The organism is Streptomyces sp. NBC_00212, assembly GCF_045206365.1.
GTDB lineage: Bacteria > Actinomycetota > Actinomycetes > Streptomycetales > Streptomycetaceae > Streptomyces.
In genome coordinates this window covers 3,416,737-3,428,533 of record NZ_CP108115.1, presented here as the reverse complement: position 1 = coordinate 3,428,533, position 11,797 = coordinate 3,416,737, and the positions used below count along the sequence as shown (strand labels likewise).

The 11,797-nt window shown below is 70.7% G+C and carries 14 protein-coding genes; 10 read left to right on the top strand and 4 right to left on the bottom strand.

Translation table 11 applies throughout. The features are described 5' to 3' along the window. Positions 1-7: 7 nt before the first annotated feature. Both OHA17_RS15520 and OHA17_RS15515 read left to right on the top strand, forming a co-directional pair. Positions 8-856, top strand: a complete 849-nt coding sequence (locus OHA17_RS15520; protein ID WP_406507153.1) for a helix-turn-helix domain-containing protein — start codon at positions 8-10, stop codon at positions 854-856. Positions 857-952: 96 nt separating this feature from the next. After that, positions 953-1,168: a hypothetical protein gene (locus OHA17_RS15515; RefSeq protein ID WP_406507152.1), complete on the top strand. Its 216-nt coding sequence runs from the start codon at positions 953-955 to the stop codon at positions 1,166-1,168. 220 nt (positions 1,169-1,388) lie between these two features. On the opposite strand, the gene OHA17_RS15510 is transcribed toward OHA17_RS15515, so the two are convergent. Then, positions 1,389-1,628: a GntR family transcriptional regulator gene (locus OHA17_RS15510; RefSeq protein WP_406510726.1), complete on the bottom strand. Its 240-nt coding sequence runs from the start codon at positions 1,626-1,628 to the stop codon at positions 1,389-1,391. Between the two features lie 173 nt (positions 1,629-1,801). On the opposite strand from OHA17_RS15510, the gene OHA17_RS15505 reads away from it, so the two are divergent. From OHA17_RS15505 to OHA17_RS15490, 4 genes are all read left to right on the top strand, one after another. Next, entirely contained in the window at positions 1,802-2,128 is a 327-nt protein-coding gene (locus tag OHA17_RS15505) for a hypothetical protein (protein ID WP_406507151.1), read from the top strand. Next, positions 2,125-2,316 (top strand): hypothetical protein, encoded by a 192-nt coding sequence (locus OHA17_RS15500; protein ID WP_406507150.1) that lies wholly within the window; start codon positions 2,125-2,127, stop codon positions 2,314-2,316. The genes OHA17_RS15505 and OHA17_RS15500 overlap by 4 nt, the downstream gene beginning before the upstream one ends. Positions 2,317-2,953: 637 nt before the next feature. Further along, on the top strand, positions 2,954-3,964 hold the full coding sequence (gene trpS, locus OHA17_RS15495; protein WP_406507149.1) for a tryptophan--tRNA ligase: 1,011 nt from the start codon (positions 2,954-2,956) through the stop codon (positions 3,962-3,964). 105 nt (positions 3,965-4,069) lie between these two features. Beyond that, the gene (locus tag OHA17_RS15490; RefSeq protein ID WP_398875600.1) at positions 4,070-4,648 is read left to right on the top strand and encodes a 2'-5' RNA ligase family protein; all 579 of its coding nucleotides are present in this window, start codon (positions 4,070-4,072) and stop codon (positions 4,646-4,648) included. 248 nt (positions 4,649-4,896) lie between these two features. On the opposite strand, the gene OHA17_RS15485 is transcribed toward OHA17_RS15490, so the two are convergent. Next, entirely contained in the window at positions 4,897-5,652 is a 756-nt protein-coding gene (locus OHA17_RS15485) for a decaprenylphospho-beta-D-erythro-pentofuranosid-2-ulose 2-reductase (RefSeq protein WP_406507148.1), read from the bottom strand. Positions 5,653-5,707: 55 nt separating this feature from the next. Then, on the bottom strand, positions 5,708-7,093 hold the full coding sequence (locus OHA17_RS15480) for an FAD-binding protein (protein ID WP_406507147.1): 1,386 nt from the start codon (positions 7,091-7,093) through the stop codon (positions 5,708-5,710). 299 nt (positions 7,094-7,392) lie between these two features. Between OHA17_RS15480 and OHA17_RS15475 the strand changes: the two genes are divergently transcribed. From OHA17_RS15475 to OHA17_RS15460, 4 genes are read left to right on the top strand one after another with little or no spacing between them, the layout of a single operon-like run. Continuing rightward, positions 7,393-7,932, top strand: coding sequence for a phosphatase PAP2 family protein (locus OHA17_RS15475; protein ID WP_406507146.1), 540 nt, complete (start codon positions 7,393-7,395; stop codon positions 7,930-7,932). Then, on the top strand, positions 7,929-8,873 hold the full coding sequence (locus tag OHA17_RS15470) for a decaprenyl-phosphate phosphoribosyltransferase (protein ID WP_406507145.1): 945 nt from the start codon (positions 7,929-7,931) through the stop codon (positions 8,871-8,873). The genes OHA17_RS15475 and OHA17_RS15470 overlap by 4 nt, the downstream gene beginning before the upstream one ends. Then, positions 8,870-9,331, top strand: coding sequence for a GtrA family protein (locus tag OHA17_RS15465; protein WP_406507144.1), 462 nt, complete (start codon positions 8,870-8,872; stop codon positions 9,329-9,331). The genes OHA17_RS15470 and OHA17_RS15465 overlap by 4 nt, the downstream gene beginning before the upstream one ends. After that, on the top strand, positions 9,319-10,221 hold the full coding sequence (locus OHA17_RS15460; protein WP_406507143.1) for a YihY/virulence factor BrkB family protein: 903 nt from the start codon (positions 9,319-9,321) through the stop codon (positions 10,219-10,221). Before OHA17_RS15465 ends, OHA17_RS15460 begins: the two co-directional genes overlap by 13 nt. On the opposite strand, the gene OHA17_RS15455 is transcribed toward OHA17_RS15460, so the two are convergent. Then, positions 10,190-11,632: a D-alanyl-D-alanine carboxypeptidase family protein gene (locus OHA17_RS15455; RefSeq protein ID WP_406507142.1), complete on the bottom strand. Its 1,443-nt coding sequence runs from the start codon at positions 11,630-11,632 to the stop codon at positions 10,190-10,192. The genes OHA17_RS15460 and OHA17_RS15455 overlap by 32 nt on opposite strands. Between the last annotated feature and the right edge of the window lie 165 nt (positions 11,633-11,797).

The following is an 11,797-nucleotide window of genomic DNA, read 5'->3' as shown; positions in this document are numbered from 1 at the left end:
CTAGCTCATGCCCGTATCGCCCTCGTCCAGCGCGCAGGCAGCTCGTGAGGCGCTTGCCGCGCGCCTGCGCGATCTGCGTTTGGACGCTGGACTCAATGGGCGTGACCTAGCTGCCCGCGCTGGCTGGAGTACCGCCAAGGCGTCGCGCATCGAGAACGCCAAGACGCCGCCCTCCGACGCTGATATCAAGGCGTGGTGCCGGGCCTGTCTCGCCGAGGATCAGACGGCCGATCTGATTGCCGCGAACCGTACTGCCGATTCGATGTACGTCGAGTGGCGCAGGAAGCAACGCACAGGGCTGCGCAGGCTGCAAGAGTCAGCCGTGCCCCTGTTCGAGCGGACCCGGCACTTTCGCGTCTACTGCTCCAACGTCGTCCCCGGACTGATCCAAACCGACGCGTATGCACGGGCGTTGCTGTCTGCCATCACGGAGTTCCGGAACATCCCCAACGATGTGGAGCAAGCCGTAGAGGCCCGTATGGCCCGATCTCACGTGATCCGCGAGGGTGACCACCGCTTCGCGCTGATCATCGAGGAAGACGTCTTGTATTACGGCTTCGGTGACGCCGAGGTTATGGCCGGGCAGCTTGGCTATCTCCTGGCGGTCATGTCGCTGCCCTCCGTCTCGTTGGGTGTGATCCCCCGCGCGGCCCCGCGCCGCATGTGGCCGATCGAGACGTTCATGGTGTTCGACGATCAACGGGCAGCCGTGGAGCTGCTGTCAGCGGACGTCACAGTCACAGTGCCGAGCGAAGTGGTCTTGTACGTCCGGGCGTTCAAGGAACTGGCGAAGATGGCCGTTCATGGCCCGCAGGCCCGCGCGCTGATCACCGAGGCTATTAACTCGCTCGGGTAACTCGCGTGTAATCCCGCGCAACAACGTAGAGGCTACGTCTCCGCCGTTCCTAGCGTGACTGTCATCAGCACCACGCGAGGGGACGGCGATAGAGCGATGACTAGCCCACGAACCTACCCGCTACCAGCTGTCGAGCTGGCCGGGCTTGTTGATGACTACCTGTACGGCTGTCAGCCCGTGGCCGACTGTGGGGTCTGCACGGCGCTGGCGGCGGAGCTGACCGGGGCGCGCGAGGCGAAAGATCATGGGACGGCGTACGACGCTGTGGCGGAGATCCGCAATCATCCCCACCCGGTGAAGAGGAAGCCGTGAGCGCCCCGACCGTGGCGGCGCTGCGCAGGGGTGACTGTGACCCCTATGAGGGCACGCCGTATGAAGGCAGCCCAGAGGGATGGTGGACGCCGTTCGGCGGGGCGTTGGACGTGCGGTCGGGAGTCGTGTTCATCCCGCCGGGTAACGGGCTTCCCGCGTGCCCCTTCCCGTGCGATGTCTGCCGTGGCAAGGGGCGGCAATGAGCTGGGCTGTTCCGGGGCTACGGGTTGTCTCCGCACCGGTCGCGCACAAAGGACCCCATACCGGGTGTGGTGATGATCAACCCTTCTTCACGCAATGCGGCAGTCGCTTTCCGGACGGTCGTCCGGGCGACGCCGAACTCGCCCTCTAGCTGTACCTCGGAAACCAGGCGCCGAGGCGGGTACTCACCGCTGGTGATTCGTTGCCGTACGACAGCCGCGATCTGCTGCCACTTGGGCCGGGTCGGGTCGAACTCCATCACATGCGGACCGTACCGATCCGGCCATATCGCCTCATAGATGCACCTGTATACCCCTGTGCATAGACAGCTATGGTCGGCATGACTACCTTCGGAACCGAAAGCGCCCCGGAAGACCGCTGGAACGGTCCGCCGGGGCTCAGCCGTGACAGCTTTCGAGGAGCTGACCGACCATGCGCGATCGTATCGTCCGTGCCCTTTGCTGGGTGCTCGCCTTACTCGCCCCGTGGACCCGCTGGCACAAGCCCGCCGGACGCCACTCCGCCGCGTTCTTCGCCGACCAGCACACGACCGCCGACCAGCCCGAGCCGGTTTCCGTGTGGCGCGCCCCGTGGCAAGGGCCGAGCGCGGAGACCGTCCGCGAGATCTTCCGCGAGGGCGCCGGACTGCCGCATCTACAGCGCGAGCGGTCGTGGGCCGCAGCGTTCGCAGAAATCGGCGTCGACTACGACCACCCCACCACCAACATCACTCCCGTTCGGGCGGGGGCGCACGCATGACCGGCAGCGCTCATCCGCCCCTGCCCGTCTGGACCGTCTGCGGCCACTGGACCAACGTGCCCGTCATCGTGGGCGCCGTACAGAGCATGAGTGGCGGAGCCGGATACACCCACTACGCATGCCCGGACCATGTGACGGACTACCCGCAGCGCGCACAGTGGGACGAGCTGCCCGTGATGCGCCGATGACCGCCGTACGGTCGTCGTTCTGCGCCTCGACCTAGATCAGACAACAGACAGCCCCGTTCGGCCAGTGCCGGACGGGGCTTCCTTGCGTCCTGACCAGCCCCTATGCTCAGAACCCCTACTTACGAGCATCGGGGCTTCCCTAGACCCTCCGGGGGTTGGGAAGGGAAGCCGGGTTTCCTGGGGCTCCGCCCCAGACCCCGTTCGCGCCTAAAGGGCGCTCGTCCTCAATCGCCGGACGGGCTGAAATGCCCGGTGCGGGCCAGCACCAGTCCTGTTAGGGGCGCGGGGCTGTGACATTGTGCGGCTCCCGCCGCGTGGGCGCGACCAGTAGCGCTGGGTGCCCTACAGGGGCGCGGGGAACTGGGCGACCAGCCACGCACGGTCCGCAGTCGACGACCGTCCACCCACCCAGCCCCTCCGGCGTTTGAGGAGCGGGGTCTGGGGCGGAGCCCCAGGGGTCAGGGGCCAAAGTGGCACGAGGTTCGGGGGCGGAGCCCCCGTGGTGCTGGGGCAGCTTGTGGGGCCGGTCACAATGGCGCGGGTTTCCGGCGGAGGGCGCGTACCTGAGAGAATGCTGAGCATGGCCTCCACTCGCCCGCCCGTCACCCACCGCCGCCCTCAGGGGAATGGCTCCGCCATGCAGCGTCGTCCGCGAGTGCTCTCCGGAATCCAGCCCACCGCAGGCTCGTTCCACCTCGGCAACTACCTCGGCGCGGTCCGCCAGTGGGTGGCGCTGCAGGAGTCACACGACGCGTTCTACATGGTCGTGGACCTCCACGCGATCACCGTTCCGCAGGACCCGGCCGAGCTGCGCGCCAACACCCGGCTCGCCGCGGCCCAGCTGCTCGCCGCCGGTCTCGACCCCGAGCGCTGCACGCTGTTCGTCCAGAGCCACGTCCCCGAGCACGCCCAGCTCGCCTGGATCATGAACTGCCTGGCCGGCTTCGGCGAGGCCAGCCGGATGACCCAGTTCAAGGACAAGTCGGCCAAGCAGGGCGCGGGCAACGCGACGGTCGGCCTCTTCACGTACCCGATCCTCCAGGTCGCCGACATCCTGCTCTACCAGGCCAACGAGGTCCCGGTCGGCGAGGACCAGCGCCAGCACATCGAGCTCACCCGCGACCTGGCCGAGCGTTTCAACGGCCGGTTCGGCGAGACGTTCACCGTCCCGGCGCCGTACATCCTCAAGGAGACGGCGAAGATCTACGACCTTCAGGACCCGTCGATCAAGATGAGCAAGTCGGCGTCGACGCCGAAGGGCCTCATCAACCTCCTCGACGAGCCGAAGACGACGGCCAAGAAGGTCAAGAGCGCGGTCACCGACACGGACACGGTGATCAAGTACGACACCGAGAACAAGCCCGGCGTCTCGAACCTGCTGACCATCTACTCCACGCTCACCGGCAAGACGATCGCCGAGCTCGAAGCCGAGTACGAGGGCAAGATGTACGGCGCGCTCAAGACGGACCTCGCCGAGGTGATGGTGGAGTTCGTCACGCCGTTCCGCACGCGTACGCAGCAGTACCTGGACGACCCCGAGACGCTGGACTCGCTGCTCGCCAAGGGTGCCGAGAAGGCCCGCGCGGTCGCCGCCGAGACGCTGGCGACGGCGTACGACAGGGTCGGCCTGCTGCCCGCCAAGCACTGAACCGGACGGCCTGGCCGGAGCCCGGACCAAGGGCTCTGGTCAGCCGACGGCAATCCCGTCACACTCACACTGCAGCACCCGACCGACAGCATGGAGGAGAACGACGTGGGGACCGTAACGCTCGGCGTTTCGATCGCGGTCCCGGAGCCTTACGGCAGCCTGCTCCAGGAGCGGCGCGCGGGCTTCGGGGACCCCGCCGCGCACGGCATCCCCACGCACGTCACCCTGCTTCCGCCGCACGAGGTCGAGGCGGAGTGCCTGCCGGAGATCGAGGCGCACCTGGCCTCGGTCGCGGCGGCGGGCCGCGCGTTCGCGATGCGGCTCGAAGGCACGGGGACGTTCCGTCCCCTGTCCCCGGTCGTCTTCGTCAAGGTGGTGGAGGGCGCGGGCGACTGCGCGTGGCTCCAGCAGCGGGTACGGGACGAGGCGGGGCCGCTGGTGCGCGAGCTCCAGTTCCCGTACCACCCCCATGTGACGGTGGCGCACGGCATCTCCGAGGAAGCGATGGATCTGGCGTACGGGGCCCTCGCGGGGTTCTCGGCGGGCTGGACGTGTGGGGGCTTCGCCCTCTACGAGCAGGGCGCGGACGGTGTCTGGCGCAAGCTCCGCGACTATCCCTTCGGCCTTGGCGCCCTGGCCGTCCCGGCCCAGGCCACGTCCCTGGACCAGCCCTCCTTGCGTTAGCCCGCCCTGGGGGCTGCGCCCCCAGACCCCTGTCTTTCGACTGCGGGCCGTCGGTGGCTGCTCGCGCAGTTCCCCGCGCCCCTCAAACCCGCCTTCGTCCTCGCGCCGTACGTGGCTGGTCGCGCAGTTCCCCGCGCCCCTAAACCGCTTTCGTCCTCGGGCCGTGCGTGGTTGCTCGCGCAGTTCCCCGCGCCCCTGGCAGGGTCGACCTTGGCGGTGCTGCCCATGCAGGCATGCCCAGCCCGCCCTTACACGGGCAGGCGCCGGAACACCCCCCGCGGCGCATGCCTGAGCGCTGACATCACCACCCGCAGCGCCCCCGGCACCCACACCACCTCCGCCCGCCGCCGCAACCCCGCCTCGATGGCCAGGGCGACCGCCTCGGGGGTCGTGGCGAGGGGGGCCTCGGGGAGTCCCGCCGTCATCTTCGTACGGACGAAGCCGGGGCGTACGACCATGACGTGCACCCCCGTGCCGTGCAGCGCGTCCCCCAGCCCCTGGGCGAACGCGTCGAGGCCCGCCTTGCTCGACCCGTAGATGAAGTTGCTGCGGCGGGCGCGTTCGCCGGCCACCGAGGACAGCACGACAAGTGAGCCGTGGCCCTGCGTCTGGAGGGCCTTCGCGCAGATGAGGCCCGCCGAGACCGCGCCGGTGTAGTTGGTCTGGGCGACCCGCACCGCGGCGAGCGGCTCGCCCTCGTCGCGGGCCTGCTCGCCGAGCACCCCGAACGCGAGCAGCACCATGTCGATGTCGCCCTCGGCGAACACCTTGCCGAGGGCGACCTCGTGCGCGTCGGAGTCGAGCGCGTCGAAGGCGAGCGTGTGGACGTCCGGGCCGAGCTCGCGCAGCTCGGCCGCCGCCGCTTCGAGGGCGGGGGAGGGGCGGCCCGCGAGCCAGACCGTACGGGTGCGGCGGGCCACCAGGCGCCGGGCGGTGGCCAGCCCGATCTCGGACGTGCCGCCGAGCACGAGCAGGGACTGCGGGGTACCGAATGCGTCCTTCATCAGGGCTCCGTAATGTGTTGGGCGGCCCCGCAGGGCCACATGTGGCTGAGGGGGCTCACAGCCCCAGCCGTCGGCTCATGTCCGAGCGGAAGACCCCCTCCGGGTCCAACTCCCCTCGTAGGGAACGGAATTGGGGCAGCTTCGGATACATGCGCTGCACCACCTCCGGCCGCATCCGCGCGTCCTTCGCGAGGTAGACCCGGCCGCCCGCGCCCGCCACCTCCTCGTCCAGTTCGTCGAGGAGGGCGCCGAGGCCCGGGAGGTTCGCGGGGATGTCGAGGGCCAGGGTCCAGCCCGGCAGGGGGAAGGAGAGCCAGCCGGGGTCGGCCTCGCCGAAGCGTTTGAGGACGGCGAGGAAGGAGGGGCAGCCGTGCCGCGAGATGCGGCGCACGATGGAGCGCAGGGTTTCCTCGTGCCCGTACCCGACGACGAACTGGTACTGCACGAAGCCGCCCCGGCCGTACACGCGGTTCCAGTGCGGGACCCCGTCCAGCGGGTGGAAGAACGTCGAGATGCGCTGGAGCTCGCCCGTACGGTGCTTCGGGGCCCGGCGGTACCAGAGTTCGTTGAACGCCGAGACGGAGGCGCGGCCGAGCAGCCCCTCCGGCAGGAAGGCGGGGGCGGCCGGAAGCCGGCGCGGCCGGAAGGCGAGCGGGGTCCGGCGGGCGCGGGGCGGCAGCATGTCGAGCGGCGCGTGCTCACCGCGCGTCAGCACGGAACGCCCGGTCCTGGCGCCCCGCGCGAGGAGGTCGATCCACGCCACCGAGTACCGGTAGCGGTGGTCCCCCGACTCAAGCCGGGTCATCAAGTCGTCCAGATCGACGGCCCGTTCGGTGTCCACGGACATCAACGAGGTCCGTACAGGCAGGAGTTGGACGGTCGCGCGCAGGATCACGCCCGTCAGACCCATCCCGCCCGCCGTCGCGTCGAACAGCTCGCTGCCCGGCGTGACGGTACGTACCGTGCCGTCCGCGGTGAGCAGTTCCAGCTCGCGCACATGGCGGGCGAAGGAGCCCGAGACGTGGTGGTTCTTGCCGTGGATGTCGGCGCCGATCGCCCCGCCGACCGTGACGTACCGCGTGCCCGGCGTCACCGGCACGAACCAGCCGAGCGGCAGCAGCACCTCCATCAGTCGGTGCAGGCTGACGCCCGCGTCGCAGACGACGACGCCCGCCTCGGCGTCGACGGTGCGGATGCGGTCGAGGCCGGTCATGTCGAGGACGGCGCCGCCCGCGTTCTGCGCGGCGTCCCCGTACGCCCGGCCGAGCCCGCGGGCGATCGTGCCGCGCGCCCCGCACGCCCGGACGGCGGCGGCCGCCTCCTCGTAGCTCCGGGGGCGAAGCAGCCGCGCCGCGGTAGGGGCGGTGCGGCCCCAGCCGCTCACGGACGTCGGCGGGCCGGGAGGTGCGGGCACGGTGTCGGGTGACGTGTCGGCAGACATGAATAGGACGGTATCGCCTGCGCCGTCCCTTTTGTCAGAACCTCCCTCGCCCCTTTGTCGGCGCCCGACTCGGCGCCTCGGCCGACGCCCGGCTCGCCCCTCGGCCGCGGCCGCCCACCGCTCCGTTTCGGCGCCCGTACCGACGAACCGTCGATAAATATCCGATAAGCCACTAACCGAAATGGGTGGTTATAAGTGTGTCAGTCGCATTAATCCCCGATTCGCATTCCTCCGCGCAGGAGAGTCGCCCGTGGCCTACGGCCAGTTGGCGGGCCGACGTCACGGAAGAGGGGTGGCAGATGCAGATGCCGTCGTGCACCGACGCCGATCAGCGGCTCCTGGCCGCACTGCGCGACTGCGGCACGGACCCGCGGGTCGCCGCCGCCGCCCGCGCCCTGTCCTGGGCCGGTGAGCACGGCGCGCTCTGGCTCGCGGCCGGGTTCGCCGCGGCCGCCGCCGACCGGGACCGGCGCGGCGCCTGGCTGCGCGGCACCGCCCTGGTCGCCGCCGCCCACCTGGCCAGCATGGGTGTGAAGCGCGTCGTGCGCAGGCCCCGGCCCCGGATCCCGGCGTCCGAGCCCCTGGTGCGTACCGCAGGGCGGCACTCCTTCCCCAGCTCGCACGCCAGCTCGGCGGCCGCGGCCACCGTCGCGTACGGCGCGCTGCGGCCCGCCGGGGCGCACCTCGTGCCGCCGCTGGCCGCCGCGATGTGCGTGTCCCGCATGGTCGCCGGGGTGCACTACCCGAGCGACATCGCGGCGGGCGCCCTGCTCGGCGGTGTCACCGCGCGGGCCGGCGCCGCCTGGATGCGCAAACCGCTCGAAAGGGGGCGCCGATGACCGAGCCCGGTGCGGTACTCCTCGACGAGACGGGGCCGGTCTCGGCCACCCGGCGCCTGCTCACGCTGCCCGGCCAGCTGGTGCGCACCGCGCGGCCCCGCCAGTGGGTCAAGAACCTGCTCGTGGTGGCCGCGCCCGCCGCCGCGGGCAGGCTGACCAGCCCGCACGTCATCGCCCAACTCTCCATGGTCTTCGTCCTGTTCACGGCCGCCGCGTCCGCCGTCTACCTCATCAACGACGCCCGCGACGCCGAGGCCGACCGTGCCCACCCCGACAAGTGCCACCGCCCGGTCGCCGCCGGGAAGGTGCCGGTGGGCGTCGCGTATGCGGCCGGCGGCACCCTCGCCGTGCTCGCCCCACTGGCCGCCGCGCTGACCTGCAACGCGATGACGGCCACGCTGCTCACCGGGTACGTCGTCATGCAGCTCGCGTACTGCGTCAAGCTGAAGCACGTCCTGGTCGTCGACCTCGTCGTCGTCACCACCGGGTTCCTGATGCGGGCGATGACCGGCGGGGTCGCGCTCGGCATCCCGCTGTCCCGCTGGTTCCTGATCACGGCCGGGTTCGGCGCGCTGTTCATGGTCTCCGCCAAGCGGTACTCCGAGGCCCTCCAGATGGAGGGGCGCGGCGCCGCCACCCGCTCGCTCCTGGACGCGTACACCACCGGCTATCTGCGCTTCGTGTGGCAGCTCGCCGCCGGCGTCGCGGTCCTCGCCTACTGCATGTGGGCGCTGGAGAGCGGCGGCGTGTCGGGCGGTTCGCTGCTGCCCTGGCGGCAGCTGTCGATGGTCCCCTTCATCGGGGCGATCCTGCGCTACGCCGTCTTCGCGGACCGGGGAAGCGCGGGGGCGCCCGAGGACGTGGTCCTGCACGACCGTGCGCTGGCGGTCATCGGCCTGGGCTGGGTCGCGATGTACGGGCTCGCGGTGGCCGACCTGTGAGAGTCGCCCGGTCCGAGGTGATCGGGTTCGCGCTGGCCGGGATCTGCGCGTACGCCGCCGACCTCGGCCTGTTCGTGTGGCTGCGCTCCGGGCTCGGCTGGGACCCGATCGCCGCCAAGTCCCTTTCCTTTGTCGCCGGTTGTACGGTCGCCTACCTCGGCAACGCGTTCGGCACGTATCGCGGACGCCGGGTCGGCTGGCGCGAGTACGCCGTGTTCTTCGCGGTGAACATCGCGGGCGCCCTCGTGCAGCTGCTCTGCATCGCCGTCTCGCACTACGGCCTCGGCTTCACCTCGCCCCGCGCCGACACCCTTTCGGGTGCCGTCCTCGGCATGGCCCTCGCCACCTGCCTGCGGTTCTGGGGAACGAGAACACTGGTCTTCGGGGGAGCCGGGGGCTTGCCCCCAAAGAGACACGGCAGAGCCGAACAGGGTAGTCGTACGTCATGGACTGGCTGAAGAAACTTCCCGTCGTCGGGCCCTGGATCGCCCGGCTCATGCGGACGCACGCCTGGCGTTCGTACGAGCGGCTCGACCGCGTCTACTGGTCCAGGCTCGCCGCCGCGATCACCTTCATCAGCTTCCTGGCGGTCTTCCCGCTGCTGACTGTCGGCGCCGCCGTCGCTGCCGCGCTGCTCTCCACCGGGCAGGTGCACAAGCTCCAGAACACCATCGCCGAACAGGTCCCCGGCATCTCCGACCAGCTCGACCTCCAGGCGCTGATCAACAACGCGGGCACCGTCGGCGGCGTCGCGGGCGCCCTGCTGCTGCTCACCGGTATCGGCTGGGTCTCGCAGATGCGCGGCTGCCTGCGCGCGGTGTGGGAGGTGGAGGACGCCGACACGGGCGAGAACCCCGTCCTGCGCAAGCTCAAGGACGGCGGCGTGCTCATCGGCCTCGGCGGCGCCGGCCTCGCCTCGTGGGCCGCGTCCTCCATCGGCTCCACCGCGATCGGCTGGACCGCGGACCGGCTCGGCATCGACCAGGGCGGCGCCGGCGGGGTGCTGCTGCGCATCGCGGCGATCGTCGTCGCCGTCCTCGCCGACTTCCTGCTCCTGCTGTACGTCCTGACCCTGCTGCCCGGGGTGAGCCCGCCGCGCCGCCGCCTGATGGTGGCCGCCCTGCTCGGCGCGGTCGGCTTCGAGCTCCTCAAGATGCTCCTCGGCGGCTACATGAAGGGCGTCGCCGCCAAGAGCATGTACGGGGCGTTCGGGGTGCCCATCGCGCTGCTCCTGTGGATCAACTTCACGGCGAAGCTGCTCCTGTTCTGCGCGGCGTGGACGGCCACCCCGGCCAAGGCGGACGACGACCCGGAGGTCACCGCTTCCGAATCGGCCAACGCCGGTTGAGCAGGAAGATCGCGCCCACGACGAGGGCCAGCGCGCCGCCCGCGACGCCGAGCGCGACACCGATTCCGCCGCTCTGGCCCTTGGCCGCGGCCGCCTGCCCGGTCCGGTTCTTCGCGCTGCCCTGAGCGCTGCCCGAGCCGGTCCCGGTCCCGGTCGTCGCGGACTTCGGCGGGACCAGCTCACCGACCGGGGTGACCTTCCCGTTCGCCGCGAACCCCCAGTCGAGCAGCCGGGCCGCCTCCTTGTAGACGGCCTGGCCCTCCCCCGGCGCGGGGTTCATGACGGTGACGAGCAGCACCTTGCCGTTCCGCTCCGCGACCCCGGTGAAGGTCGAGCCCGCGTTCGTGGTGTTGCCGTTCTTGACGCCCGCGATGCCCTTGTACGGGCTGAGCCCGAAGTCGCCGGTGAGCAGCCGGTTGGTGTTCTGGATCTCGACCGTGTCGCGCTTCTTGTCCTTGCCCTCGGGGCCGGGGAACTTCGCGGTCGCCGTCGCGCAGTACTCGCGGAAGTCCTTGTTCTGCAGCCCCGAGCGGGCGAACAGCGTCAGGTCGTACGCGCTGGAGACCTGGCCCGGCATGTCGTAGCCGTCCGGCGAGACGACCCGGGTGTCCAGGGCCTGGAGCTCGTCGGCCTGGGCCTGCATGTCCTGGACGGTCTTGGCCACGCCGCCGTTCATCGAGGAGAGCACGTGGACGGCGTCGTTGCCCGAGCGCAGGAAGACCCCGAGCCACAGGTCGTGCACCGAGTACGAGAGGTTCGCCTTCACCCCGACCAGGCTGCTGCCCGGGCCCATGCCGGCGAGGTCGTCCGCGGTGACCATGTGCTGCTGGTCGCGGGGGAACTTGGGCAGCACGGTGTCCGCGAACAGCATCTTCAGGGTGGAGGCGGGCGGCAGCCGCCAGTGCGCGTTGTGCGAGGCGAGCACCTGGCCGCTCTCGGCGTCCGCGACGATCCAGGACCGGCCGGTCACGTCCTTGGGCAGCACGGGCGCGCCCGCGCCGAGCCGCACCTGGGTGTCGGGCTGGCCCAGCAGGTCGCCGCCGACCTTCGACATGTCCGCGGGCGGCGGGTCGTTGCGGGCCTTGCCCGGAGCGCCGGGCGTGGCGGACGCGGTCGGCTTGTCGTCCCGGGGCAGCGCGACGGCGGGGCCCGCGGCGAGGGCGGGCAGCACGGCGGCCGAGGCCACGGCGACGGAGAGGGCGAGCGAGGCGGACCGCGTGGACACGCTCAGCCGCGATCCGAGGGGACGGGACGCGGTCCTCTGGGACGCGGTCTTCTGGGAAACGTTCAGGGCAGACACGTTCGAGAACGTACAGGCTGCGGCCGCCGAACCGATCATCGTACGGATGACCCGCCGGGAGCTCCCACCCGCCCGGAGGCGCCCGGCGGCCTGCGCCGATACCGGACGCATGAAACTCAGCCGCCCTCCCTCCTGGTTCCTGCTCGCCTTCGGCGCGTGGAGCTGGGTCATCCGGACCACCTTCCATAGGTAACTGACTAGTAGAGGCGTGCTAACAGAAAAGAGCAGGTGAGAGGCGCTGACCCCCTTCGTATCAGCCGTAGGGGCCGAGCAGTT